This window comes from Lichenibacterium dinghuense (assembly GCF_021730615.1).
GTDB lineage: Bacteria > Pseudomonadota > Alphaproteobacteria > Rhizobiales > Beijerinckiaceae > Lichenihabitans > Lichenihabitans dinghuensis.
The window spans coordinates 1,978,734-2,003,312 of the sequence record NZ_JAJLMN010000001.1 but is presented as its reverse complement, the minus strand read 5'-3'; the positions used below and the strand labels follow the sequence as shown (position 1 = coordinate 2,003,312).

Sequence of the window (24,579 nt, the reverse complement as noted above, 5' to 3'; positions counted from 1 at the left end):
CCGGCGCCGGTCTCATTCCGCGACACGCGGTGCGGCGCGGCCGCGATGAACTGTTCACCATCCCCGGGCATTGTCTCGGCGACCCAACGACCACCTCGAACCCGCCGGTCCCCGACCGGCGGGCTTTTTTTCGTCTTCAGAACGTCTTGGGCGCGCCCGGGATCTCGGTCGGCGTGCTCGCGGGCACGCCGACGCCGGGCGACGGGGCGGGATCGACGACGTCCGGGCCCGGCTGCGGGATGCCGATCGGCTCGCCCGGCGCCTGCTCGGGCGGGGCCGGCGTCTCCGCCGGGGTGGGGAAGGGGTCGCCCGGTCCGGGATCTGTCGGCATGGTGTGCTCCTCCGCGCGCGGCCGCCCGCCGGCCCCGCTCCGCGCGTCAACGCCGTCACGGCGCGGAGGTCGCGACGGCGGAGAAATCGCTGCGGGGTCCGGCGCGGCCCCGGCCCCCGCGGGGTCGCCCGCCGCTGCCGGGCCTTTTTTTGTGCGCGCCGCTGCGCGATAAGCCCCGCGACCCGCCGTGCGCCCGTCGCGCCCGGCTGCTCCGAGGACATCCGTGGCACCCCTGATCAAGATCTGCGGCCTGTCGACCGAGGACACGCTCGACGCGGCGCTCGACGCCGGCGCCGGCCGCGTCGGGCTCGTGTTCTTCCCGCGCTCGCCGCGCCACCTGGCGATCCGCCGCGCCGCGGCCCTCGCGGCCCGCGCGCGGGGCCGGGCCGCCGTGGTCGCCCTGACGGTCGACGCCGACGACGGCACGCTCGACGAGATCGTGGCGGCCGTCGGCCCCGACATGCTGCAGCTCCACGGCCGCGAAACGTCGGAGCGGGTGGCGGGCGTCAGGGCGCGCTTCGGCCGCCCCGTGGTCAAGGTGCTCGGCGTCTCGGAGGCGTCGGACGTGTCGCAGGCCCCGGCCTGGGCCGAGGTGGCGGACGAGGTCATGTTCGACGCCAAGCCGCCGAAGGGCGCCACGCGGCCGGGCGGCAACGGCGTCGCCTTCGACTGGTCGCTGCTGGCCGGCCTTGACCTCCCCGTCCCCTTCATGCTGTCAGGGGGACTCGGGCCCCACAACGTGGGCGAGGCGCTCCGCGCGACGCGGGCCCCGGCGGTCGACGTGTCGTCGGGTGTCGAGACCGCCCCCGGCGTCAAGTCGCCCGAGCTCATCGCGGCCTTCGTCAGGGCCGCCCGCGGCACCCCGCCGGACGAGGACCTTTCGCCGTGAACGAGCAGAGCCTGCCGAACTCCTTCCGCCAGGGCCCGGACGCCCGGGGCCACTTCGGCAACTACGGCGGCCGCTTCGTCGCCGAAACGCTGATGCCGCTGATCCTCGACCTCGAGCGCGCCTACGAGGAGGCCCGCGCCGACCCCGCCTTCGCGGCCGAGATCGCAAGCCTGCACACCCACTACGTCGGCCGCCCGTCGCCGCTCTACTTCGCCGAGCGGCTGACCGAGCACTGCGGCGGCGCCAAGATCTACTTCAAGCGCGACGAGCTGAACCACACCGGCGCGCACAAGATCAACAACGTGCTGGGCCAGATCCTGCTGGCGAAGCGCATGGGCAAGACCCGCATCATCGCCGAGACCGGCGCGGGCCAGCACGGCGTCGCCACCGCCACGGCCTGCGCGCGCTTCGGCCTGCCCTGCGTGGTCTACATGGGCGCGGTGGACGTCGAGCGGCAGAAGCCCAACGTGTTCCGCATGAAGATGCTGGGCGCCGAGGTCGTGCCCGTGCAGTCGGGCGCCCGCACCCTCAAGGATGCGATGAACGAGGCCCTGCGCGACTGGGTCACCAACGTCGCCGACACCTTCTACTGCATCGGCACGGCCGCCGGCCCGCACCCCTATCCGGCCATGGTGCGCGACTTCCAGTCGATCATCGGCACCGAGACCCGCGCCCAGATGCAGGAGCGCGAGGGCCGGCTGCCGGACTCGCTCGTCGCCTGCATCGGCGGCGGCTCCAACGCCATCGGCCTGTTCCACCCCTTCCTCGACGACCCGGGCATCGAGATCTTCGGCGTCGAGGCGGCCGGCCACGGGCTCGACACCAAGGCCCACGCGGCCTCGCTGGCGGGCGGCCGGCCCGGCGTGCTGCACGGCAACCGCACCTACCTCCTGATGGACGACGACGGCCAGATCGAGGAGGGCCACTCCATCTCGGCCGGCCTCGACTATCCCGGCATCGGCCCCGAGCACGCCTGGCTGAAGGACGTGGGCCGCGTCACCTACCTGTCCGCGACCGACAAGGGCGCGCTCGACGCCTTCCAGCTCTGCTGCAAGCTCGAAGGCATCATCCCGGCGCTGGAGCCCGCCCACGCGCTCGCCGCCGTGCTGGAGCTTGCGCCCAAGCGCCCCCGCGATCACCTGATGGTGATGAACATGTGCGGCCGCGGCGACAAGGACATCTTCACCGTCGCCGACCACCTCGGCGGGATGTGATCCCATGACGGCGGAGACCGAGAACCTCGTGCTGGAGCTGCTCCGCGGCATGCGGGCGGACATGGCAGCGATGGACAAGCGTTTTGATGGCATCGACGCGCGCCTCGACGGCATCGATGCGCGGCTCGACGCGATGGAGACCCAGCTCGAAGGACTGCGATACGTCGTCGTCGCTTCCGTCGACTCGCTCGTCACCGACATGAAGCATCACGAGCCCCGCATCGCCGCCCTCGAAGGAGCCCGCGCTTGACCGCCCGCATGAAGGCCCGCTTCGCCGACCTCGCCCGACAGAACCGCGCCGGCCTCGTCACCTTCATCACGGCGGGCGACCCCGACGACCGCACCTCCGCGGCGGTGCTGCGCGCGCTGCCCGAGGCCGGCGCCGACGTGATCGAGCTCGGCATGCCCTTCACCGACCCCATGGCGGACGGCCCCACCATCCAGGCCGCCGCGCTGCGGGCGCTCAAGTCCGGCCATCGCCTGTCGAAGACGCTCGACATGGTGCGCGACTTCCGCGCCCACGACGACGCGACCCCGATCGTGCTGATGGGCTACTACAACCCCATCTACATCTACGGCGTCGACCGCTTCCTCGACGACGCGAAGGCGGCCGGCGTCGACGGCCTCATCGTGGTCGACCTGCCGCCCGAGGAGGACCGCGAGCTCTGCGTGCCGGCGCTGGAGGCGGGGCTCAACTTCATCCGCCTCGCCACCCCCACCACCGACGACGCGCGCCTGCCCGCCGTGCTGAAGAACACGAGCGGCTTCGTGTACTACGTGTCGGTCACCGGCATCACGGGGGCGGCCATCCCGGACTACAGCCGCGTCGGCCAGGCGGTGCGGCGCATCAAGGGCCACACGGACCTCCCCGTGGCGGTGGGCTTCGGCGTGAAGACGCCGGAGGCCGCCGCCGAGGTCGCGGCCCACGCCGACGCGGTGGTGGTCGGCACGGCGCTCATCGACGTGCTGGCCCGCACGCTCGACGGCGGCCACGCCACGGCCGCCACGGTGCCGGCCGTGCGGGCCTTCGTCGAGGGCCTGGCGCGCGGGGCCCGCTCGGCCAAGCGCGTTCCGACCGACCTGCCGGCCGAGGAGAGCCGCCCGTGAGCTGGATCAACAACGTCGTCCCGCCCAAGATCCGCTCCTTCCTCACCACCAAGAAGGACACGCCCGAGAACCTGTGGGTGAAGTGCCCGGATTCCGGGCAGCTCGTCTTCCACAAGGACCTCGAGAACAACCTGTTCGTGGTGCCGGGCTCCGAGTTCCACATGAAGATGGACGCGAAGACCCGCCTCGCGACCACCTTCGACGACGGCCGCTGGGAGGAGATCCCCGTCGCCGAGGTTTTGGCCGACCCGCTGCGCTTTCGCGCCGAGAAGCGCTACGCCGACAAGCTGAAGGAGGAGCGCACCAGCACCGGCCTCGGCGATGCCGTGAAGCTCGGCGTCGGCAAGCTCGGCGGCCGCGACGCCGTGGTGGCGGTGCAGACCTTCGATTTCTTCGCCGGCACGCTCGGCATGGCGGCGGGCGAGGCCATCGTGACCGGCGCCGAGCGGGCGCTGAAGCTCGGCGCGCCCTTCATCCTCTACGCGGCCTCGGGCGGGGCCCGCATGCAGGAGGGCGTGTTCTCGCTGATGCAGATGCCGCGCACCACGGTCGCGGTGAACCGCCTGAAGCGCGCCGGCCTGCCCTACATCGTCGTGCTGACCAACCCGACGACGGGCGGCGTCACCGCCTCCTATGCCATGCTGGGCGACGTGCACATCGCCGAGCCGGGCGCGCTGATCTGCTTCGCCGGGCCGCGCGTCATCGAGCAGACGGTGCGCGAGAAGCTGCCCGAGGGGTTCCAGCGCGCCGAATACCTGCAGGAACACGGCATGGTCGACATGGTGGTGCACCGCCGCGACATGCGCGCCACCCTGGCGCGGCTCTGCGGCCTGCTGATGGACCGGCGCCCCGCCGCGGCGGCGCTGCCCGCCGCGGCGGAGTAGTCCCCGGCATGGGAGCCATGGCGGGCGGGCCCGCCGGCGCCGCGGACGCGCTGGTCGCCCGCTTCCTGCCGCTCCACCCGAAGCGCATCGACCTGTCGCTCGGCCGCATCGAGCGGCTGCTCGCCGGCCTCGGCCACCCCGAGCGGCGGCTCCCGCCGGTGATCCACGTCGCCGGCACCAACGGCAAGGGCTCCACCGTCGCCTTCATGCGCGCGGTCCTGGAGGCCGCGGGCCGCCGCGTCCACGTCTACACCTCGCCCCACCTCGTGCGCTTTCACGAGCGGATCAGGCTCGCCGGCCGGCTCGTGTCAGACGAGGTCCTGGCCGAGGCCTTCGCGCGGTGCGAGGCCGTCAACGCCGGACAGGGCATCAGCGTCTTCGAGATCACCACGGCGGCGGCGCTGCTGCTCTTCGCCGAGCATACCGCGGACGCGCTGCTGCTGGAGGTCGGGCTCGGCGGCCGCTACGACGCCACCAACGTCGTGCCGCGCCCCCTCGCCACCGTGATCACCCCCGTGTCGATGGACCACCGCGAGTTCCTGGGCGCCACCGTGGCGGCCATCGCGGGCGAGAAGGCCGGCATCCTCAAGCGCGGCGTGCCGGCGGTCGTCGCCGAACAGTGCGACGAGGCCCGCGCCGTGATCGAGCGCGAGGCCGCCCGCGTCGGCGCGCCCGCGGTCTTCGCGGGCCAGGACTTCTCGGCCGGGGAGGAGCGCGGGCGCCTCGTCTACCAGGACGGCCAAGGCCTCCTCGACCTGCCGCTGCCGCGCCTCGCCGGTCGCCACCAGCACGGCAACGCCGCCGCCGCCGTCGCGGCGCTGCGCGCGGCCTTCCCGGACCTGCCGGCCTCGGCCTACGAGGCCGGCCTGTCCCGGGCCGAATGGCCGGCGCGGCTGCAGCCGCTGAAGCGCGGCCCGCTGCCGGCGCTGCTGCCCGCGGGTTCGGAGCTGTGGCTCGACGGCGGCCACAACGCCGCGGGCGGCCGCATCCTCGCCGAAGCCCTGGCCGAGATGGAGGAGCGCCAGGCCCGTCCGCTCCTGCTGGTCTGCGGCATGCTCGCCACCAAGGACCCGGACGCCTTTCTGGCGCCCTTCGCCGGGCTGGCGCAGGAGATCATCGCCGTGCCGATCGCCGGCGAGGGGGAGGGGGGCGGGGGCGCGCACGACCCGGACCGCCTCCTCGCCGCCGCCGCGGCGGCCGGGATCGCGGGCGCGCGCTGCCCGGACGTGCCCTCGGCGCTGCGCTTCCTCGCGGCGCGCAAGTGGCCCGTCGCCCCGCGGGTGCTCGTCGCGGGCTCGCTCCACCTCGCCGGCGAGGTGCTGGGGCTGAACGGGACGCCGCCGGAATAGCCGGGCGGTGAGCCCGGTCTCCGTCGGCCGTCCGTCGCCCGCCTCCACCCGCGATGGCGTCCGCTGTTTTGACGCGGGCTGACCCGCTGGCTAGCCTTCGACCGTCGGTGTTCATCCCCCCGAATCGGCCCGGTCGCGGATGCTGTTCAACTCGTTCGTCTTCATCCTCGGCTTCCTGCCGGTCACCCTCGCGGTCTTCTACGGCATCGGTCGGTTCGGGAGCCGCCGCGGCGCCGCGCTGTGGCTGGCCGCCGCCTCCTTCGTGTTCTACTGCTGGGGCGACCCGGCCCGGAACCTCGCCGTGCTCGGCGCGTCCGTCGCCCTGAACTTCGCGGTCGGCTCCCGCCTGAGCCTGCGCCCCGACCGGCGGCTGCTCGCGCTCGGGGTCGGGCTCGACCTCGCCGCGCTGGCCGTCTTCAAATATGCCGACTTCGCGGCCTCCACCGCCGACGCTCTCCTCGGCCTGTCGGTGCCGCTGCCCGGCATCCGTCTGCCGATCGGCATCTCCTTCTTCACCTTCACCCAGATCGCCTTCCTGGTGGACTGCCACCGGGGCCTCGCGCGCGACCCGAGGCCCGCGCATTACGCGCTCTTCGCGTCCTTCTTCCCGCACCTCGTCGCCGGCCCGCTGATCCACCACCGGGCCGTGATGCCCCAGTTCGACGATCCCCGGACCTACCGCTTCGACCCGTCCCGCCTGTCCTACGGCCTGACCTACTTCGCCCTCGGCCTCTTCAAGAAGGCGGCCGTGGCGGACCCGCTCGGGTTCCACGCGGACCGTCTCTTCGCCGCGGCCGCTTCGGGCGCGGTCTCGACCGCGGAGGCCTGGACCGGCACCGTCGCCTACGCACTCCAGCTCTACTTCGACTTCTCGGGCTATTCCGACATGGCGATCGGCCTCGCGCTGATGTTCGGCGTCCGGCTGCCGGTCAACTTCGATTCGCCCTATAAGGCCGCCTCCATCGTCGACTTCTGGCGGCGCTGGCACGTCACGCTGTCGGCCTTCCTGCGCGACTACCTCTACATCCCGCTCGGCGGCAGCCGGCGCGGCCCCGCCCGGCGCTACCTCAACCTGTTCCTGACGATGCTGCTCGGCGGCCTCTGGCACGGGGCCTCCTGGACCTTCGTGCTGTGGGGCGCGATCCACGGCACCGGCCTGATGGCGGCCCACCTCTGGGCCGGGCGCGGCCGGCGCCTGCCGGCCGCCCTGTCCTGGCCGCTCACGGCGCTCTTCGTGCTCCTCGCCTGGGTGCCGTTCCGCGCCGCCACCGCCGCCGAGACGTGGACGGTGTGGCGCGCCATGCTGGGCCTCGGCGGCGGGCCGGGCGCGGCGAGCCTGCCGCTCGCCGGAGCGCTGGTGGCGCTCGCATTCGTCGTCGCGGCGGCCCCCAACAGCCAGGAGATCATGGGCTACGGCGCGCGCTCGCGCTGGCCCGTCTGGTCGGGGAGCCTCGGCTGGGCCGCCGCGACGGCGGGCGCCTTCGGGGTCGCCCTCGCCCGCATCGTCGATGCGCCGACCTACTTCCTGTATTTCCGATTCTGACCGTGAAGCCCTACCCCTACCTCGCGGCGGTCCTGACCTTGAGCCTCCCCGTCCTGGCCGCGGCCTACGCGGCGACCCGCACCTGGGCCATGGAGGCCCCCTGCGACGCGCGCGGCTATTCCGACGACGCCTACCTGGCCTATTGCCAGAACGCGGCCTTCGGCGACTACGAGCACGCGGCCTACGACCGCCTCCTCGAGCCGCGCGCGGTCGCGAAGGCCAGGGCGGCCGAGGTCGTCTTCCTCGGCAACAGCCGCCTGCAGGTCGCCTTCTCGCGGCCGCTGACGGACGGCTTCTTCGCGGCCCACGGCGCGTCCTACCACCTCCTCGGCTTCGGCTACGGCGAGTCGGCGCCCTTCGCGTTCCGGGTCTTCCACGGCCTCGGCCTGAAGCCCAGGGTCCTCGTCGTCAACGTCGCCCCCTTCTTCGTGCCGGCCTGGAGCCCGGCCGCCGTGGTCGAGGTCCGCTACAACTGGAAGACGCGGGTCGACGTCCTGCTCAAGGCCGCGACGCAGCCCCTGCACCGGCTTCTGTGCGACCGCGATCCGAGCCCCTGTCCGGGCGGGGCGGAGTCCGTGTTCCGCTCGCGCGCGACCGGCCAGTGGGACTGGGCCGCGGCCCGCTCGTCGCCGCACGCGGAGCCCTTCACGCCGCCCCCGCCCTACGACGACGCGCGCGCCATCGCGTCCGACGCCGCCCTGGCCGAGGAGCTGCTCGCGGGCTCCGGCGTGCCGCCGGCCTGCGTGATCCTCACGCAGGTGCCGGAGCCCTCCGCCGACTATGCCCCGCTCGTCGACGCCGTGGCGCGCCGCACCGGGGCGACCGCGGTGCTGCCGCGCTTGTCCGGCCTCGCCACCTTCGACGGCTCCCACCTCGACCGCGCGAGCGGCGACGCCTGGGCGGCGGCCTTCTTCCGGGAAGCGGCCCCCGCCATCGACCGATGCCTGGGCGCGCCCGTGACGGGGGCGGCACCGTGACCTCGCCCGCCGTGACCCGCGCCCGGCTGGCCGCCGCGGCCCTCCTGCTCGGGGTCTACCTGTTCGGCCTCGGCCGCGTGGCGATGCTGCCGCCCTTCGAGGGCTACGACGAGACGGGGCATTATTCCTACGTGGCGCAGGTCGCGGCGGCCGGCACGGTGCCGGCGCGCGGCGACCCGATGTCGGCCGAGACGGAGGACTACGCGCGCCGCGCCCCCGTGCCGGCCGCCGCGGGCCGCCGGCTGAGCTACGCCGATGTGGCCACGGCCGGCCCGGAAGCGCGCGCCGCGGTCCGCGACGCCGCCGCGGCGCCCACCGCCGACCCGCGCTGGCGCGGCGGCGCGGGGGCGAACTGGGAAGCCCAGCACCCTCCGCTGTTCTACGCGCTGCTCGCGCCCGCCTTCCGCTGGGCCGACGCGTGGAGCCTGCGCGGGCGCCTCGCCCTGCTGCGGGGGCTCAGCTACACGCTCGCCTGCGGCGGCCTCCTCTGCGCCGCCTGGGCGGCGTCCGGCCTCGGCCGGGCGGGGCGGCGCGATCCGCAGCCTGCGGCGCTCGCCGTGCTGGCGCCGGCGCTGTGGCCGATCCTGCTGCCCGAGTGGTTCCCCGAGATGGCACGCCTCGGCAACGACGCGCTCGTGTGCCTGCTCGCCGGTCTCACCGGGCTCGGCCTGCGGCTGCTGCTCGCCGGCCGCGCCGGCCTCCTCGCCCACGCGGGCGTCGGCGCGGTCGTCGGCGTGGGGCTGCTCACCAAGGCCACCGTGCTGCCCCTGGCGGCCGCCGCCGGGCTGGTGCTGGCGGGAGCGGCGCTCCTCGCGCCGCGGGCGGAGCGCGGGCGGCGCCTCGGCGGCGTCGCGTGTTTCGCGCTGGCGGCCGTCGCCGTGGCGGGGTGGTGGTACCTCGGCCAGTTCCTGCGGACCGGCGACCCGATCGGCGCCAACGACGGCGTCAACCTCGCCCGCGGCGAGGGCCTGTGGCGGGGGCTCCAGCATCACCTGTCCGTGGCGGCGCTGCTGCGCATCGCCTACGACTTCGACCTGTCGCTGGTGTGGAACGGCACCTGGTCCTTCGCCGTGCCGCCCCTGGCCTCCATCGCGCCCATGATGGTGGCCGCGCCGGCGATCGCGGTGGCCGGGATGGCCCTGCGTCCGCGGCCCGGCCGCGCCCTCGACGCGCTCGCCCCGCTGACGCTGGCGCTGTTCACGGCCGCCCTGGTCTACTACTCGCTGGTGCTGATCGCCGGCGGCGGCCTCGGCCAGCCGGCCTGGTACCTGCACGGCTTCGCGCCCGTGCTGTGGCCGCTGCTGGCCTGGGCGGTCGAGGGCGCGCGCCGCTCGTCCCCGCTGCGGGTCCTGCTCGCGGCCGACCTCGTCTACGCGCTGCTGTTCCTCGCCTTCGCCACGGCCTGCGACGCCGCCGTCTACGCCGGCTGCGCGGGGACGCGCGGCGGCGACCGCTACATCGACGTCGCCGCCGCCGCGCTGTGCTGGGCGGAGCCGGTGCGCCTTTACGCGGACCTGTCGCTCCTGGCCTGGCCCGACGCGGCGGCCTGGCTGCTCGGCGCCGGCTTCGCGTCAGCGGCCCTCGGCGCCGGGCTGGGCCTGTCGCTGCTCCGGCGCGGCCCCGCGGTCGGCGAAGACCCAGAACCGTGACAGGGCGAAACTGACCGCGCTGACGGCGACGCTGGTCGCGCAGGCCATGACGAGCGGCGAGGCGCCCCAGACCGCGCCCAGGACCTGCGCGAGCGCGGCGGACAGCAGCAGGCAGGCGGCCTGCGCCGCGAGGTAGCGCGGGAAGGCGTGGCCGTGGCTGTGCCGGCCGCCGAAGGTCCAGCGGCGCTGCGTCGTGTAGGCGAAGGCGAAGGCGACGAGGTAGGCCAGGGCGCTGGCCGCGAAGGGCGGCAGGCCGGCCCCGGCCCGCAGCGCGACGGCGCAGGCCGTGAAGAGCAGGGCCGCCGTCCCGCCCGTCACGACGAGCCGGCCGAGCGTCCCCGCCTCCCCCGCGGCGAGCTTCACGGGTACCTCGCGGTCGGGATCGACAGGATGCCGACGAAGAAGGCCGTGGACAGCATCTGCAGCCCGACCACCACCAGGGTGAGGCCGGCCATCACGCGCCAGGGGAGGGTGGGGTCGGCGAGGTCGCCGAAGCCCACGGACGCCCAGGTGGCCAGCGCCGTCCCGAACAGGACCAGCCCGGCCAGCACGAGGCCGGCGCCCCCGCGGGCCAGCCGGTCCGTCGTCAGGGCGCGCACCAGGGCCGCCACCCGCGCGCTGTTCGGCAGCAGGCCCGCCATGGCGGCGAAGGAGCGCGACAGGATCCCGAAGCTCAGCAGTTGCACGCCCACCACCACGGTCAGGCAGGCCGTGGTGAAGGCGTTGAGGTCGAACACCACGCGGTCGACGCGGATCGGCCCGAAGAACAGCGCCGCGGACAGGACGGTGCCCAGCACCGTGAGGCCCGAGCCCGGCACGAGGAACAGCCAGCGCGGGCTGAAGATCAGCAGGAACTTCAGATGCCGCCAGCCGTCGCGCCACGTCTTGAGGTGGGGCTTCCGGCTGCGCCCGTCGGGCACCAGCCGGCACGGGACCTCGTCGATCCTGAGCCCCGCGACGGCGGCGCGCACCACCATCTCGCTCGCGAACTCCATGCCGGTCGCGCGCAGGTCCAGGGCGCGGATGCGGTCGGTCCGGAAGCCGCGCAGCCCGCAGTGGAAGTCCCCCGCCGGCACCCCGAAGAAGACGCGCCCGATGAGGCTGAGCACGGGGTTGCCGAGGTAGCGGTGCAGGGGCGGCATGGCGCCGGGCGCGATGCCGCCCTTGAAGCGGTTGCCGATGACGAGGTCGGCGCCGTCGCGCAGGCGCGCGAGAAAGCCGTCGAGGGTCGAGAAGTCGTAGCTGTCGTCGGCGTCGCCCATGATCACGAAGCGGCCCCGCGCCTGCGCGACACCGCCGAGCAGGGCCGCGCCGTAGCCCTTGGTGGGGACCTCGACGACGCGGGCGTCGCGCGCCCGCGCGATCCCCTGCGACCCGTCGCTGCTGCCGTTGTCGGCGACCAGCACCTCGCCCGCGACGCCCTCCCGCCGCAGGAAGCCCACGGCCTTGTCGATGCAGGCCGCCAGCGTCTCGGCCTCGTTGAGGCAGGGCATCAGCACCGTCAGTTCGCACCGCGCGCCGTCGTCGACGTCCATGGCCGTTCCGAACCCCCGCCGCAGGGGACCTCCGTCCCCCGAGGACGCGGGGGCGAGATCCGTCGCCGCATCATCTCCCATTCCATCGTCGGATGCAGGTCAAAAATCCCGCGGCGCCGCGGGGGCGCATCGGATCGCCGCGGTGGCGCGCCTGTGCCGAACCTGCTCGGCCTCGGCGCCGGCCGAAGCGGGGGCGCCCGATCGCGAGGCACCCGTCGGGTCGGCGGCAGCACGCCGGTCGCGGCCGACCAGCGCGCTTCGCCGGAGCCCGACATCCGGCCGGCTCCCCTCGAAACGGCCGAGTAACGATCCCCGGCTAAACATGCGGGGACGTGTCAGAGTCTCGGAATATTTCGATGGCAACCGCAACACTTCTCGGCCTCCGCGCCCGCATGACGCCGCCCGCGACCCCGACGGCGGGCGAGGGGCGTCGTGCGCCGGGGGCGAGGCCGGGCGGAACCGCGCTGCGGCGGCCGGAGGTCGACCGGGTGCTCCACCTCGCGACCGACCTGTTCGGCGTGGCCGCGGCGGCGCTGGTCCTCGCGGGGCCGGACGGGCTGACCGTCGAGGCCGCGGCCGGGCCTGCCGGCGCGCCGGGCGCGGTCGGCGCGGCCTGCCGCCTGTTCGAGGTGCTGGCCGCCTCCGAGCCCCCCGAGACCGGCCGCCACGCGGGCGTGATGGAGGAGGTCGCGCCCGGCCCCGGCTTCGTGGCGGCGACGCCCATCCTGTCGGCCGCCGGCCGATGCCTCGGCGCCGTGGTGCTGCTCGACGGCAGCCGCCGCACGCTCCTGAGCGGCCTGCAGCGCCGCCTCTTCGCCGAGTTCGGCGACCTGCTGCTGCCGGCCCTCGGCGCCGCCCCGTCGCCGGCGGGCGACGGCGAGGCCGCGGCGCGGCTGCAGGCCCTGGCCGACGCGGAGCCGGACGCCTTCGCGCTGTTCGACCTCGAAGGGCGGTGCCTGCTGCGCAACGCCCGCTTCGACGCCCTGGTCGGTGCGGCCGACCCCACCGCCGCGCAGGACGACGAGGCGGCGGGCGGGCCGGTGCGGCCCGACCTCGCGGGCGCGCGCGGCTGCGAGGCGAGCTGGATCGCGCTCCGCCTCGCGCGGGACGTCGATCCGGTCGGCGTGTACCGCGCCGCCCTGGCGGACGGCACATGGCTCAGCGTCGAGGAGCGCCGCGGCCCGCACGGGCGCAGCCTCCTCGCCCGCGTGGAGGCGCCCGACGCCTTCGGCGGCGACGGCGACCTCGCGCAGCTCTTCGAGCGCTGCCCTTACCCGATGTTCGTGTTCGACCGCGACACGCGCGCCGTGCTGGCCGTGAACGCGGCCGCGCTGGCGCTCTACGGCTGGGACCGCGACGCCTTCCTCCGGCTCGACCTCGACGGCATCGGGCCGGTGGGCCCGGCGGCCTCCGAGGGCTGGACGCACCGCACGCGCGACGGGCGCGCCCTGCCGGTGTCGGGCCGCACGGTCGACCTCGCCCACCGCGGCCGCCCGGCCGTGCTGGTGACGGTGGAGAGCGCCTGGGCAGAGTTGGCCGTCTGAGACCAATGGGCAGGAGGTTCGACCGCCGGCAAGCGCGGATGCGCGCCGCCGCGTGACCGGTCGGACATGCAGCAGCATCTCCGACGGCGGGTACGAGGGCCTTCGACGTCGACGCCGCGGCGATTCGACCGGCGACCTTGCCTGCTGGGCATGGCGGTCATTGGGGCGATACCCGCCACGACAAGCAGTTCGCAGAAGCGGCCGAGACGTCGAAGGAAGCCTCTTCGAACAGCGCACGAGCTTCAACAGTCGCGCTCGGGCTCAGGTCGCCGATGGCTGCGACGATCGAGCGATGTCGCGCGAGCGCCGCCAGGGCGCGGCTCCGACCAGACGCGTCGAGGGACAGCAGGCGGGCCGCCCGGAGAACCACGAGGTCGATGCCGTCCCGCGGGCGCACATGCACCTCGGGTGCGACCGTCCAGTCGACGTTGAGCACCTCGGCGCGGGAACCGCAGCGCCGGGTCGCGGTCGCGGCGTGCCGGTCGCTGTCTGTCGTTCCGATGGCAGTCAGCCTGCGCGATCGACTGAGCGCGGCGGCCATGAGCAGGCCGTCGCCGCAATCCAGGTGCAGGAGGCTCCTGGCGCGCCCGAGCGAGGCCGCCTGCTCCCACATCAGGCGGATCCAGAGCGCCCGGTCCGGGGCAACGGCGTCCTCGGCGCGGGATGGCACGTCGGACACGACCGGAACCGTCCGCACCCCGCATTGCGGACGGCGGTCCGAGGCGTAGGCGAAGCGGAACCAGGGCGTCGTCACCTCGGCGAGGCCGGAGCGTATGGAAGCGCGGCAGGAGCCTCGGCTCAGTTCCGAAAGCCAGGCGGCCTCGTCGGCGAAGCCGAGAGCCCGGAGAGCTTCCTCGCCGGCCGCCACCTGGGCGAGGGTGGCGCAACAATCGACGCCGCACGGGGCGTGGCGGAGCGGCCCGAACCCCAAGGTGGCGAAAGCCGCCATCGAGACGAGCGGACCTGAGCCGCCCGACATCAGAAGGAAGCTCAAAGGGTCCCTCGCCCCCGCTTCGGAGCGTTTCTCCCACGCGCGGGCACAGCATGTCGGAGCCTCGGGCGGCCCGGCGCCGTCCCAGGGCGATCCGCCGGCCCTGCGAACTGACAGCCGATAGGCGAGGGCCTCGCAGGACGAGAAGTCCTCCTCAGACCAAACGGGCGCGCGGTGGTCGATCGCGCAGCCGTCGACCTCCGCCTGAAGCCCATCGCTCGCCACTTCGGCGAGCAGCGTCCCCAGGTCTCGATATGACACCCACAGCCGTGCCTGTCGCGACCGGCCGCGACGCACGGCGTCGAACTCGGCCGCGAGTGCGGCGGCGCGCAGACGCGCCAGCCGCGGCTTCCAGAGCTGTTCGGCGGCGGGACTGGCGAAGCTCATCCGGTCGAGCCCGTCGAGGGCGAAGGGCCACTCGGGCCCCGCGGGGGGCCAGGCCAGCACGGCCGTCATGCTTCGCCCGAGCAGCGACCACGGATCTCGGCGAGCGGCGGGTCGTCGTGTTGCGTCCAGGCCGCGATCATGGCCGCTTCCGTCGCGCCCCTGTGCGGCGACCGACTCAGGACGTCGACGCCCTGCGCCATCAGAGCAGCCTCGGCGTCCGCGAACAGGGCGAACCACGTCGGACAATCGGCGGAGCGCAGCCGCCAATCGCCGGCGATGGCCGTGCCGGGGCAGTTGCCCTTGCACATCAGGAAGAAGCGGCAGCCCGCGCATCCCCCCTCCTCCTGCGGGGTGGCGAAGAGGGCGATCTGCCGGTCGAAGCTTCGGACCGCTGCCCGCCCGTTCGCTGTCCCTTCCTTGTTGACGCGGCCGCAGTTGGCGAGCGCGCCATCCGCTTCCACGCTGACCACGGCCCGGGTGGAGAAGGGGTCGCAGGCGTGGAACGCGCAGGACGCGCGAGAATCGTCGCCCTGCAGCAGGGATGCGATCTCGTCGAAGAGGTCGAAGCGGATCGCGGACAACTCGCGTTCGAGGTCGCGCAGGTGCCGCAGGGCGGCCAAGCTTTCCTCGGGTGACAGGGCCAGCCGGGCCGCCTCGCTCCCGTCGACCTGCAACACGTGGAGCCTGACCCGGCGGACGCCCTTTCGGTCGAGATCGCGGAGCCAGCGGCAAAGGACGTCGAGCCGATCGCCCCTGACGTTGAGGGCGTGCAGCGTGACGATGATGCTGGGTGGCTTGCCTTCGCGGCACAGGCGCTCGATGACGGCCTCCGTCGCCGCGGTGGCCGATCGGGTGCGGGCCGGGTTGCCGGCGATGCGCGCGTCGTTGAGCTCGCCCGGACCGTCGATCGAGACGCCGAGGCGGACGTTGTAGCGCGCGAAGGTGGCGAGATCCGCCTCCGTCACGAGCGTGGCGTTGGTCTGCAGGCCCGAGCCGCCGTAGCGTTCGAAGCCGAAGGCCAGCAGCCGTTCCAGGTCGGCCCTGCGCGTCAGCAGGACCTCGCCGCCGAACAGCGTGAAAGGCTCGTCGAGCCGGTCCAGAGCCGCGATCATGGCGTCGGTGTCGCCGCCGCGTTCGTGGCGGCGCTCCTCGCGCGCGCGCTCCTGATAACAGTAGGTGCATTTGAGGTTGCAGGCGTCGCCGCGGGGCCGCACTTCTACGGACATGGGGCGCTCTCCTCGGTCGCGGGCAGGACGAACCCCAGGGGTGGGCCGGCCCAGTCGTCCGGGCCGAAACACTCGCGCCCGGCCGTGACGACCAGGGACAGGAAGATGCCGCCCCGCTCGATCACGAAGCCGCGATGGATGAGGTCAGCCAGCCCGTCCTCGACATCGCCGACGCGGTCGGGCGCGACGGCGGCGAGATCCGCCGAAGCGCGGGGCGACCGGCATCGGACGAGGAGCGCGCTCTCGATGGGGGACAGGATGGAGAACCGCTGCGCGGCACAGGAGCGCGTGTCCTCCACGAGAAGGCCCGCATCGGTCGCCATCGCCTGAAGGCGGGGCACCTCCGGATCACCCGTCCAACGCGCCCGCCAACGTGCCGCGGCTTCACGCAGCGGCGACATGTCGTCGTCGCGGGCCGCCTCGGGGGCCGCACCGACGAAGAAATAGGCGAGATCGCGCAGGTCGCCCTCGCCGAGGCCGTATACGGCCGCATAGGCGGGAGCCGGCCGGACGTCGACGAAGCCGAGAGCCGAGGCATCCTCGAAATTGGGGCTGAACCGGTCGAGGCGGATGCGGCCGCAGCCGAAGGGCGGTTGCAGGTGTTCGAGCAGCGGCGCGAAGGCGGCGACCTCGTCGTATTCCGAGACCGGCTCGCCCGGGAAGCCGTAAAGGAGCGACCAACTCACACCGATGCCGAACTCGCGGCATTGCCGCAGAAGGCGGATGTTGATCAAACTCGTGGTTCCCTTGCGCATGAGGCGCAGGGCACCGTCGGACAGGCTCTCGATCCCGGGCTGCAGCCAAGAAACGCCCGCGTCGGCCAGCAGCTTCAACTCGGCCTCGTCGAGGTTGGCCTTGACCTCGTAGAACATGCGGGTGGGCTCGCCAGCCTTCGCGAGCCTCGGCATGACGTCGCGCAGGTGCTTCAGGCTCAGAATATTGTCGGTCGCGGCCAACTGACGAATCCCGTAGCGTCGACGCAACTCGTCGAGCTCTCCGAGCACCCGTTCGGTCGACTTCTGGCGGTACGCCATGCCCGTCGCGTTCAGCCCGCAGAAGGTGCAATGATGCTTCTGGCCCCACCAACATCCGCGCGACGACTCGAAAGGCAAGGACGGACGGATCCGAGCCGCAGCGGACAACGCCCCCAACTGGCCGAAATAGTCTCCGAAATCGGGTGTGGGCAGGCGGTCGAGGTCCTGGGTCACGGGCGCCCGCGGGGCCGCCGGGCCGGCGACGCGGCCGATCCAACTGCCGTCGCGCGCCGGCGTCCGGCCCGCCATGACCGCCGCCACGAAATCTGGGAAGCCGACGTCCGCTTCTCCCGTGAACACCACGTCGATGACGTCGAACGCCTTGAGCAGGACGCCGCCCATCGGGCCGTGGCAGTTCGGCCCCCCGAAACAGATCAGCGTCTCCGGTGCGCGCGCCTTGATGCGCGCCGCGATGGCGACCGAGGCGAGCGTCTGGGCGAACATCGTCGTGAACCCGACGATGGCCGGCCTGTCGGCCATGATGGTGTCGACCGCCTCGTCCAGGAAGGCGGGGACGATGGCGTCGCGGATCGGACCGAGGTCGGGAATGCCGCGCCGCCGCAGGGCGACAGCCATATCGGCCTCGTGCGCCTGCGTCGTCGCGGGCGACCCCCCGCAGCCAGCTTCGGCGGCGAACAGCCATTCGCCGGCGAGCAGATCGGTCGGCAGGGTCTCGGCGACGGCCTCGTTGAGGTCGAGCCCGATCCTTTCCGCGAACAACAGGTTGCTGTACACGCAACGCACGGCGATCCCGCGCGCGGCGAGCGTGGCCTGGAGCAGCCCGAGAGCCAAGGACGGCCTCACGACCGACATCAGCGGGGCGCAGACGAGAGCGACGGCCCGCATCAGCGCGCCTCGCAGGCCTGGTCGAACAGGTAGCGGGCGGCCCCGGCGGCATCCAGCCAATCTTCCCGCTCGGCGGCCCGTGCCCGCGCCAGGGCCAGAAGCGCCGGATCGGTGAACAGCGCGTCGCATGCCGCGCAAATGCCGTTGTACCGCCCGGCGTCGATCGGCTCGGGCGAGTCGGACGTGATGTCGACGAGGATCTGGACTGGACCGACGAGGTTGATCCAGCGCAACAGCGGGTCTGCCCTGGCCCGCGCGATCGACTCGGCCAACCCGACGTCGGACAGCCTGCCGATCGACAGCGCGTCGTGGTGCGGAATGACGCCGCAACAGGGAAAGATTTTGCCCGACGCGTCGACCTGAACCGTCCGGAAGACGGAGTTGCAGGCGCCACGATAGGCTTTCGCGTCCGCGGCCGCGCCCGCATCGGCGGCGCGACCGGTCGCGTTGAGGCGGGTTTCATAGACCACGATGTCGTTCCGGTCCTGCAGGCCGAGGTCCTCTCGGAGGTTGTGAGCTCTGATGCGCGAGTTCGGGCCGACGACGACGGCGAGTCTCACATCGAGCCCGGCTCGCCCCGCCGCTTCGACGGCATGTCCGATCCAGGCGAGCCGGACGAAGGCGGCGTGCTCGTCGTCGTAGGAGATCGTGATCTCCCCGAGTCCCGCCTCGACCAGAGGCGCGAGAACACGGGCCGCGCGCTCGACCGAACTCGCCCAATATGCGCTGGTCGTGGCCTTGACGGACAAACCCCGGCGATGCGCGGCCCGCGTGGCCGCCAGCATCGTGGCCTGATGAAGGAAGGGGTCGCCGCCGATGAAATGGACGGACTCGAGCCGCTCGATCTCACGTGATTGCTCGATGACCGAGATGACGTCGTCAGCCGAAAGCTCTTCCGTGAAGCTCATATCGGATGAATAGCAGCAATGGGAACATTTCAACGGGCATTTCAGGCTCAGATTGACGACGAGGTCGCTCGTCGGCGGCGTCGTGAGGTCGTAGATGCTGTTCGTCACATCACCCATGGGCATCATCATGATCCTGGAGCGGGATGTCTCGTGGAGCGGCACAGGGTTTCGACGCCCTGCGCCACCGACAAATCAGGGATGCGGGGATGAGATTTTAGGTCGTGTCAGATGTCGATGTGGATCGCTGCGGCCTGACGCGGTGCCGACGCCACGTTCTTGCGAGAGGTGATCAGCTTCTCGACTTCATCGTCGATCTGCACGCCCTGCGCAGCCAGGAACGACTTGGGATCCTTCAGAATATCGTCGTGGGACGGAGGGTTGGACTTCATCATGGCCGCAGCTTTCTTCACGCGGTCGAGGTCGATCGTGATCATCGTGTTTCTCCCATGGGAATCGTGAGCGCAACGGGCGATGCCCGGCACTGGATGAAGGTTGACCAAAGGAAAGCAGGCGATCTGCCCACCTTAGGCCTAGGGCGCGTTGACATTTAGCGACATTAGGTTTCCCAGCGGGCGAAAGTGGGATTCAAGGCTGGAAAAGGGAGGTTCCAGCATGGATCGCGACGTGTTGAAGGACGAGCAATGGGAGCGCATTGCCCTTCTGCTTCCCGGCAAGGTCGGTGATCCGGGGCGGTCGGCCAGCAACAATCGTCTGTTCATGGAAGCTATCCTGCACGTCGCACGGACGGGCGGACCATGGCGAGACTTGCCGGACCGGTTCGGCAACTGGAACTCCAATTTCCAACGTTTCCGCCGGTGGGCCAAGAAGGCGGTCTTCGACCGCGTTTTCGCCGCTCTGTCGGGCGACCCTGATTTTGAATACGCCATGGTGGATGGCACGATCATCAGGGTCCACCAGCACGGCACTGGCGCAAAAGGGGGACTCAGGATCAGGCCATCGGCCGTTCTCGCGGCGGTTTGACCACCAAGATCCTCGCCCTGGTGGACGCGCTCGGCAATTTGGTGCGCTTTGTGCTGCTGCCGGGGCACCGCCACGACGTCAAAGGCGTCAAGGATCTGATCGCCGACGTGCCCTTCAAGATGCTTCTGGCCGATAAGGCCTTCGACGTCGATTGGCTTCGGGAAAATCTTGAAGGCAGAGGCATTGCCGCGGTGATCCCGCCCAAAGCCAATCGCAAGCGGCACATCCCCTGCGATTTTGCCGCCTACAAATGGCGGCACCTCGTCGAAAACTTCTTCTGTTCGCTGAAAGCCTTTCGCCGCATCGGCACGCGTTACGACAAGACTGACACGAGCTTCAGCGCTATGATCTACGCGGCAAGCATCGCTCTCGCCCTGCGCTGAATGTCAACACGCCCTAGGCTGACGCGGGTGCGCCGATGTCGATGTGGATGGCCGAAGCTTGCCGGGGTGCCGTGATCGTGCCTCGGCGTGACGCGATCATCGTCGCGATCGCGTCGTCGATCGGGATGCCCTGCCGGGCGAGGAAAGCCTTCGGATCATTCAGCGCGTCGTCGCTTGCTGGCGGGCTCGCCTTGATCTGAGCCGTGGCCTTTCTCACCCGCTCTAAGTCGATGGTCGTCATTCAGACCTCCTGAAGGGAGTCGGCAGACTGCAGTTTCGGTTGCACTAGACCCATTTAGCTCGGGTCGGTTGCAAAATTAGCTCAGGGCCTTGTCGGGTTAACACGAATTCGGCGGGCATCGAATCCGGACCCGGAAACTGACTCAGTCACGATTCAGTCCCGTGACGGCACTCCGCGAGGCTCCGCGGGGCCTGATGACGGCGAGGCTGCCTCTCGCTGCAAGCCGCGCGAGCTCCGGCCGCCTGACCGCCATCAGTTGCGGGAGCCGGCCGAGCGAGCTGGATCGTTTACTGCGCGCTCATACCGGTCGACGGACATGCTGGCGCATTCCCGTCGGGCTCACGCCGCATGAGCGGCGACGCACCTCCGGGCTCGCAGCGGCCAGAAGATCCGACTGCCGATATCGCTCGGCGGAGGCCGCGAGCCTCGGCGAGTCCACCATCAGGCGAAGGGGAGGGCGGAGCGGAAGCTCAGCCCGCGCGTGCCACGATCACGTCGCGCCGCTTGATGACGCGGTCGACGCGGTGGGCGAGGTCGCCGTAGGGCGCGTCGCGCACCACCCGCAGCGGCGACAAGTCCTCGACCAGCGCCGCCATCTCGTCGCGGCCCGCCCGCGTCGAGTCCCACGAGAAGGCGAGGGCGCCGCCTGGCTCCATCATCCCCGCCCAGGCGGGCAGGCAGCGCGACAGCAGCTCGGCGAGCGGCGCGTCGTGCTGGATGCCGTAGGGCAGGTCGGTGACGACGAGGTGCGGACGGCCGAAGCCCGCGAGGAGGTCGCGCGACAGGGCGCTGTCGCCGGCGGCGATCAGGCAGGCGCGCGGGTCCTCCTTCTCGCGGCCGACGCGCAGGCGCCAGCGGTGGGCCGCGAGGGGCCGGAGCTTCTCCTCGCGCACCCCCACGGACACGCGCGCCTCGCGGCAATATTGCGCGAGAAACATCGCGGTTGATTCGGCGTCGCCGCGCTCGCGCTCGACCCCGGCCGCGTGGGCCCCGAGCGACAGCGCCGTGAAGGGCGTCGTGCCGCCGCCGCTCAAGGGATCGAACACCCGCAGGTCGCGCCAGGGCGCCTCCGCGAAGGCGCTCGCGAACTTCGCCACGTTGCACATGAACAGCGTGAACAGCTCGCTGGTCTTGCCCTTGTAGCGCCGCACCGCCGCGATGTCGGGCGACAGGAGGTGCGGGTAGCTGACGGGGACGGGGCGCAGCAGCGGGCCCTCGACCCCGCCGAGCGCCTCGAAGAGCTCGAAGGCGTTGCCGAGCGTCGCGAGGCTCGCCAGCAGCGCCCCGTCCGCGCCGGACAGCGGCCCTTCGGACAGCGCGAAGGTCACGTAGGTCTGGCCGGCGATGTCGCGCAGCGCGAAGCCCGAAGCGCGGTGGCGCAGCGGGGAAGCGGAGATCTCCGCGACGGCGAGGTCGCCGACGAGGTCCGCGTATTGCGTGCTGCGCTGGGGCGCGATCTGAACCGCGAGGGTGGTGGGCGTCGGCATGGCGGCCTTAGACCAGCGGCCCCGGGGGCGGTCAATGCGGCCGCGACCGGCGCGGGGCAACGAGATTTCCCGGGAGCGGGCCTCAGGCCGCGCGCATGTCGGCCAGGATCGCGGCGACCAGCGCCGAATCCGGGTCGGCGAGGGGCGCCGGCGCGGTGAAGTGATCGGCGCCCGGCAGCACCCCGAAGGTGCCGCGCCACGCCGCGGTGATGACGGCCGACTGGCGCAGGTATTCCGCGCCCTCCAACTCGCCCACCACGGCGCGCAGGCGCCCGCGCGGCTTCGGCATCAGGGCGGGGGACAGGGCGGCGGCGCGGGGCGCGTCGAGGCCGAGCGGGAGGTTGACCTTGGTCGCGATCAGCGGCTCCAGGTCGAACAGCCCGCTGACGGCGCAGCCGCCCGAGACGGCGTCCGCGGCGAGGCCCCGCGCGCGCCAGTCGGTGGCGAGCAGCATGGCGGTGAGGTGGCCGCCCGCCGAGTGGCCCGTGGCGTGGACGGGGCGGCCCGCCCGCGCGGCCGCGAAGGCGGCGGCGTCGCGCACCTCGTCGACCAGCTCCTCCAGGCTGACGCCAGGGCACAGGTCGTAGGACGGCATCGCCACGGCGACGCCGTGGGCGAGCAGCCCCCGCGCGAGGTGGCTGAACGAGGAGCGGTCGAGCGCCGCCCAGTAGCCGCCGTGGATGAACAGCGCGAGCGGCCCGCCCCGCGCTGCGCCCGGCCAGAACACGTCCATCGCCTGCCGCGGCCCGGCGCCGTAGCGCAGGCCGAGGTCGGCATGGGGATGGGCGTCGAGGAACGCGGCCGCGTCGCGCGCCCAGCCGGCGATGATGGCGGGATGTCCCGGCACCTTGGCGCGGTTGTCATATTCGGCGTCGAGCCAGGGGTCGAGAATGATGTCGGTCATCGGCGCGGGCGTCCTCCGGGGTGGAAGCTACGATGCCGGCGGGGGCGCGTCATCGTCGTGCGGCGGCGGATGCCCGGCGCCACGCCGGCTCCGTCATCGCGAGCGCAGCGAAGCGATCCAGTCCGTCAAGAGCTGCCGCGCGGCGTCGATCTTTGGCGGCGCGACACCGGCGGAGGGGGCGGTCCGGATCGCTTCGCTGCGCTCGCGACGACGGTGGAAAGCGCGGCGCTCGCCGCGTCCTCCACGCTCACGCCGATCTTCACAGCCCGAGGTGCCGATGGGCCTCGGCGGGCTTCATCTCGCGGATGGCCTCGTCGGCGAAGCCGAGCGCGCGCAGCTCCTCCTTCTGCCGCCGCGTGATCATCAGCGACACCGCCGCCGGCGCCTCGCCCGCCGTCATCCAGCCGAGGCCCGCGTCGGTGGCGCCGCGCGGCAGGTATTCGGCGCCGACCCAGCCCGCGTAGCCGAGCGCGTCGACCGCGCGGAACACGGCCCCGTAGGCCAGCTCCCCCGCGTCCGGCTCGGCGCGGCCCGGCACGGAGGCGAACTGGATGTGCCCGACGAGCGGCAGATAGCGCCGCAGGGTGGCGACGACGTCCTGCCCCACCATCCCCACGTGGTAGCAGTCGAACATCAGGCGCAGGTTGCCGAGGCCCACCGCCTCGATCACGGCCGCGCCCTCGTCGACCGTGGAATAGAAGTAGCCCGGCGCGTCCACGGGGTTGATCGGCTCCAGGAGCAGCGTCAGCCCGTGCGGCTCGGCCTTGCGCGACGCTTCGGAAAGGTTCGCGACGAAGGTGGCGCGCGCCGCTTCCGGGTCGGCATCCCCCGTCACCCCCGCCATGCAGTGGACCGCGCTGCCGCCGGCCTCGGCGCACCAGGCGACCGCCTGGTCGACGGCGGCCTGGAACTCGGCCTCGCGGCCCGGCAGCGCGCCGAGGCCGAACTCGCCCTCGCGCCCGCGCGACGTGTTCACGCCGAGGAGCGCGAGGCCGTGGGCCTCGCAGCGCGCCCGCACCGCGGCGGCCGGAACGTCGTAGGGCCAGTGCAGCTCGACCGCCCGGAAGCCGGCCGCCGCCGCCGCGTCGATCCGGTCGAGCAGGGGACGGTCCGGCCACAGGAAGCCGAGGTTCGCCGAGAAGCGGGGCATGGATCCCACCCCTCAGCCGCCGACCCGGCCGCCGAGCTCGTCCTCGACGTGGGCGCGCACGATCTCGTCCATGGAGGTCTCCGCCCGGAAGCCGAGCGCGGCCGCGCGCGACGCGTCGAAGTCGCGCGGCCAGCCCGCGACGATGCGGGCGATGGTCTCGTCCGGCTCGTGGCGGATGAGCGCCACCGCGCGGTCGCCGGCGACGCGCCGCAGCGCCTCGATCTCCTCCGCGACCGTGGCGGACAGGCCCGGCAGGCTCACCGTGCGGCGTGCGCCGAGCGTGGCCGTGTCGACCGTCGCGGCGTGGAGCAGGAAGCCGACCGCCGCGCGGGGGCTCGCGAACCAGTGGCGCACGTCGGTCGAAACGGGCAGCACCGCCTCCACCCCGCTGAGCGGCTCGCGCAGGATGTTGGAGAAGAAGCCCGAGGCCGCGAGGTTGGGCCTGCCCGGCCGCACGCAGATCGTCGGCAGGCGGATGCCGATCCCGTCGAAGAAGCCGCGGCGCGAATAGTCGCCGAGCAGCAGCTCGCCGATGGCCTTCTGGGTGCCGTAGCTGGTCAGCGGGGTTTGGAAGAAATCGTCGCCGATGCGCTCGGGGAAGGGCGCCCCGAAGACCGCGATCGACGAGGTGAAGACGACGCGCGGAGCGTAGGGCTCGCGCAGCCCCTCCTGGCGGATCGCCTCGAACAGGAAGCGCGTGCCGTCGAGGTTGATGCGGTAGCCCTTGTCGAAGTCCGCCTCGGCCTCGCCCGACACGATGGCGGCGAGGTGGAACACGACGTCGGCGCGCTTGGCCGCGAGCCTCTCGGCCTCGCCCGGCGCCGACAGGTCCGCCGTGACGGCCTCGACCGCGCCGCCGTGGCCGGCGGGGGCCGCGGGGGCCACCACGTCGACCAGCGTCAGGCGCTCGACGTCGCGTGTCCCGAGCCGTCCGTCGGCGGCGAGGCGCTCGGCCAGCTTGCGGCCGACCATGCCGGCGGCCCCGATGATCATCACGTGCATGGTCTGCCTCCCTGCGG

General features: G+C 72.7%; 24 protein-coding genes. 11 read left to right on the top strand and 13 right to left on the bottom strand.

Annotation, left to right across the window (positions count from 1 at the left end; genetic code table 11):
* Nucleotides 1–136: 136 nt before the first annotated feature.
* Nucleotides 137–331: a hypothetical protein gene (locus L7N97_RS09715; protein WP_237478107.1), complete on the bottom strand. Its 195-nt coding sequence runs from the start codon at nt 329–331 to the stop codon at nt 137–139.
* A 223-nt stretch (nt 332–554) separates the two neighbouring features.
* Between L7N97_RS09715 and L7N97_RS09710 the strand changes: the two genes are divergently transcribed.
* The 9 genes from L7N97_RS09710 to L7N97_RS09670 all read left to right on the top strand — a co-directional run bounded on the left by L7N97_RS09710 (nt 555) and on the right by L7N97_RS09670 (nt 9,943).
* Nucleotides 555–1,220 carry a phosphoribosylanthranilate isomerase gene (locus L7N97_RS09710; RefSeq protein WP_237478106.1) on the top strand — a complete coding sequence of 222 codons (666 nt, stop codon included), beginning with the start codon at nt 555–557 and terminating at the stop codon, nt 1,218–1,220.
* Nucleotides 1,217–2,434 (top strand): tryptophan synthase subunit beta, encoded by a 1,218-nt coding sequence (trpB, locus tag L7N97_RS09705; RefSeq protein WP_237478105.1) that lies wholly within the window; start codon nt 1,217–1,219, stop codon nt 2,432–2,434. The genes L7N97_RS09710 and trpB overlap by 4 nt, the downstream gene beginning before the upstream one ends.
* Nucleotides 2,435–2,462: 28 nt before the next feature.
* Nucleotides 2,463–2,684, top strand: coding sequence for a hypothetical protein (locus tag L7N97_RS09700; protein WP_237478104.1), 222 nt, complete (start codon nt 2,463–2,465; stop codon nt 2,682–2,684).
* Nucleotides 2,681–3,541, top strand: coding sequence for a tryptophan synthase subunit alpha (trpA, locus tag L7N97_RS09695; RefSeq protein ID WP_237478103.1), 861 nt, complete (start codon nt 2,681–2,683; stop codon nt 3,539–3,541). Before L7N97_RS09700 ends, trpA begins: the two co-directional genes overlap by 4 nt.
* Nucleotides 3,538–4,425, top strand: coding sequence for an acetyl-CoA carboxylase, carboxyltransferase subunit beta (gene accD, locus L7N97_RS09690; RefSeq protein WP_237478102.1), 888 nt, complete (start codon nt 3,538–3,540; stop codon nt 4,423–4,425). The genes trpA and accD overlap by 4 nt, the downstream gene beginning before the upstream one ends.
* Nucleotides 4,426–4,433: 8 nt before the next feature.
* On the top strand, nt 4,434–5,774 hold the full coding sequence (locus L7N97_RS09685; RefSeq protein WP_428980974.1) for a bifunctional folylpolyglutamate synthase/dihydrofolate synthase: 1,341 nt from the start codon (nt 4,434–4,436) through the stop codon (nt 5,772–5,774).
* A 139-nt stretch (nt 5,775–5,913) separates the two neighbouring features.
* On the top strand, nt 5,914–7,317 hold the full coding sequence (locus tag L7N97_RS09680; RefSeq protein ID WP_237478101.1) for an MBOAT family O-acyltransferase: 1,404 nt from the start codon (nt 5,914–5,916) through the stop codon (nt 7,315–7,317).
* Between the two features lie 2 nt (nt 7,318–7,319).
* Entirely contained in the window at nt 7,320–8,294 is a 975-nt protein-coding gene (locus tag L7N97_RS09675) for a hypothetical protein (RefSeq protein WP_237478100.1), read from the top strand.
* Nucleotides 8,291–9,943 (top strand): hypothetical protein, encoded by a 1,653-nt coding sequence (locus L7N97_RS09670; RefSeq protein ID WP_237478099.1) that lies wholly within the window; start codon nt 8,291–8,293, stop codon nt 9,941–9,943. The genes L7N97_RS09675 and L7N97_RS09670 overlap by 4 nt, the downstream gene beginning before the upstream one ends.
* Here the strand turns inward: L7N97_RS09670 and L7N97_RS09665 are convergent.
* Nucleotides 9,866–10,306 carry a GtrA family protein gene (locus tag L7N97_RS09665; RefSeq protein WP_237478098.1) on the bottom strand — a complete coding sequence of 147 codons (441 nt, stop codon included), beginning with the start codon at nt 10,304–10,306 and terminating at the stop codon, nt 9,866–9,868. The two genes, L7N97_RS09670 and L7N97_RS09665, sit on opposite strands and share 78 nt — an antisense overlap.
* Nucleotides 10,303–11,478: a glycosyltransferase family 2 protein gene (locus tag L7N97_RS09660; RefSeq protein ID WP_237478097.1), complete on the bottom strand. Its 1,176-nt coding sequence runs from the start codon at nt 11,476–11,478 to the stop codon at nt 10,303–10,305. The genes L7N97_RS09665 and L7N97_RS09660 overlap by 4 nt, the downstream gene beginning before the upstream one ends.
* A gap of 356 nt (nt 11,479–11,834) precedes the next feature.
* Between L7N97_RS09660 and L7N97_RS09655 the strand changes: the two genes are divergently transcribed.
* Complete coding sequence (locus L7N97_RS09655; protein WP_237478096.1) at nt 11,835–13,022, top strand: PAS domain-containing protein; 1,188 nt, start codon at nt 11,835–11,837, stop codon at nt 13,020–13,022.
* A gap of 157 nt (nt 13,023–13,179) precedes the next feature.
* Here L7N97_RS09655 and L7N97_RS09650 read toward each other — a convergent pair whose 3' ends face one another.
* From L7N97_RS09650 to L7N97_RS09630, 5 genes are all read right to left on the bottom strand, one after another.
* On the bottom strand, nt 13,180–14,001 hold the full coding sequence (locus L7N97_RS09650) for a hypothetical protein (RefSeq protein WP_237478095.1): 822 nt from the start codon (nt 13,999–14,001) through the stop codon (nt 13,180–13,182).
* Nucleotides 14,002–14,465: 464 nt separating this feature from the next.
* Nucleotides 14,466–15,626, bottom strand: a complete 1,161-nt coding sequence (locus L7N97_RS09645) for a radical SAM protein (protein WP_237478094.1) — start codon at nt 15,624–15,626, stop codon at nt 14,466–14,468.
* Nucleotides 15,617–17,506 carry a RiPP maturation radical SAM C-methyltransferase gene (locus L7N97_RS09640; RefSeq protein WP_237478093.1) on the bottom strand — a complete coding sequence of 630 codons (1,890 nt, stop codon included), beginning with the start codon at nt 17,504–17,506 and terminating at the stop codon, nt 15,617–15,619. Before L7N97_RS09640 ends, L7N97_RS09645 begins: the two co-directional genes overlap by 10 nt.
* On the bottom strand, nt 17,506–18,531 hold the full coding sequence (locus L7N97_RS09635) for a radical SAM protein (RefSeq protein ID WP_237478092.1): 1,026 nt from the start codon (nt 18,529–18,531) through the stop codon (nt 17,506–17,508). The genes L7N97_RS09640 and L7N97_RS09635 overlap by 1 nt, the downstream gene beginning before the upstream one ends.
* A gap of 107 nt (nt 18,532–18,638) precedes the next feature.
* Nucleotides 18,639–18,848, bottom strand: coding sequence for a hypothetical protein (locus tag L7N97_RS09630; protein WP_237478091.1), 210 nt, complete (start codon nt 18,846–18,848; stop codon nt 18,639–18,641).
* Between the two features lie 178 nt (nt 18,849–19,026).
* Here L7N97_RS09630 and L7N97_RS09625 point away from each other — a divergent pair.
* Nucleotides 19,027–19,778 (top strand): IS5 family transposase gene (locus L7N97_RS09625; RefSeq protein ID WP_428980973.1). Its coding sequence is split into 2 segments (ribosomal slippage): nt 19,027–19,357 and nt 19,357–19,778, totalling 753 coding nucleotides; the frame shifts between segments, so codons are not numbered across the junction.
* Nucleotides 19,779–19,791: 13 nt separating this feature from the next.
* On the opposite strand, the gene L7N97_RS09620 is transcribed toward L7N97_RS09625, so the two are convergent.
* From L7N97_RS09620 to denD, 5 genes are all read right to left on the bottom strand, one after another.
* Nucleotides 19,792–20,019: a hypothetical protein gene (locus L7N97_RS09620; RefSeq protein ID WP_237478089.1), complete on the bottom strand. Its 228-nt coding sequence runs from the start codon at nt 20,017–20,019 to the stop codon at nt 19,792–19,794.
* 470 nt (nt 20,020–20,489) lie between these two features.
* Nucleotides 20,490–21,506, bottom strand: coding sequence for a TRM11 family methyltransferase (locus tag L7N97_RS09615; RefSeq protein ID WP_237478088.1), 1,017 nt, complete (start codon nt 21,504–21,506; stop codon nt 20,490–20,492).
* Nucleotides 21,507–21,588: 82 nt separating this feature from the next.
* Nucleotides 21,589–22,410 (bottom strand): alpha/beta hydrolase, encoded by an 822-nt coding sequence (locus L7N97_RS09610; protein ID WP_237478087.1) that lies wholly within the window; start codon nt 22,408–22,410, stop codon nt 21,589–21,591.
* A 259-nt stretch (nt 22,411–22,669) separates the two neighbouring features.
* Complete coding sequence (locus L7N97_RS09605; protein ID WP_309242779.1) at nt 22,670–23,560, bottom strand: hydroxypyruvate isomerase family protein; 891 nt, start codon at nt 23,558–23,560, stop codon at nt 22,670–22,672.
* Between the two features lie 12 nt (nt 23,561–23,572).
* Nucleotides 23,573–24,562, bottom strand: a complete 990-nt coding sequence (denD, locus tag L7N97_RS09600) for a D-erythronate dehydrogenase (RefSeq protein WP_237478086.1) — start codon at nt 24,560–24,562, stop codon at nt 23,573–23,575.
* Nucleotides 24,563–24,579: the final 17 nt, after the last annotated feature.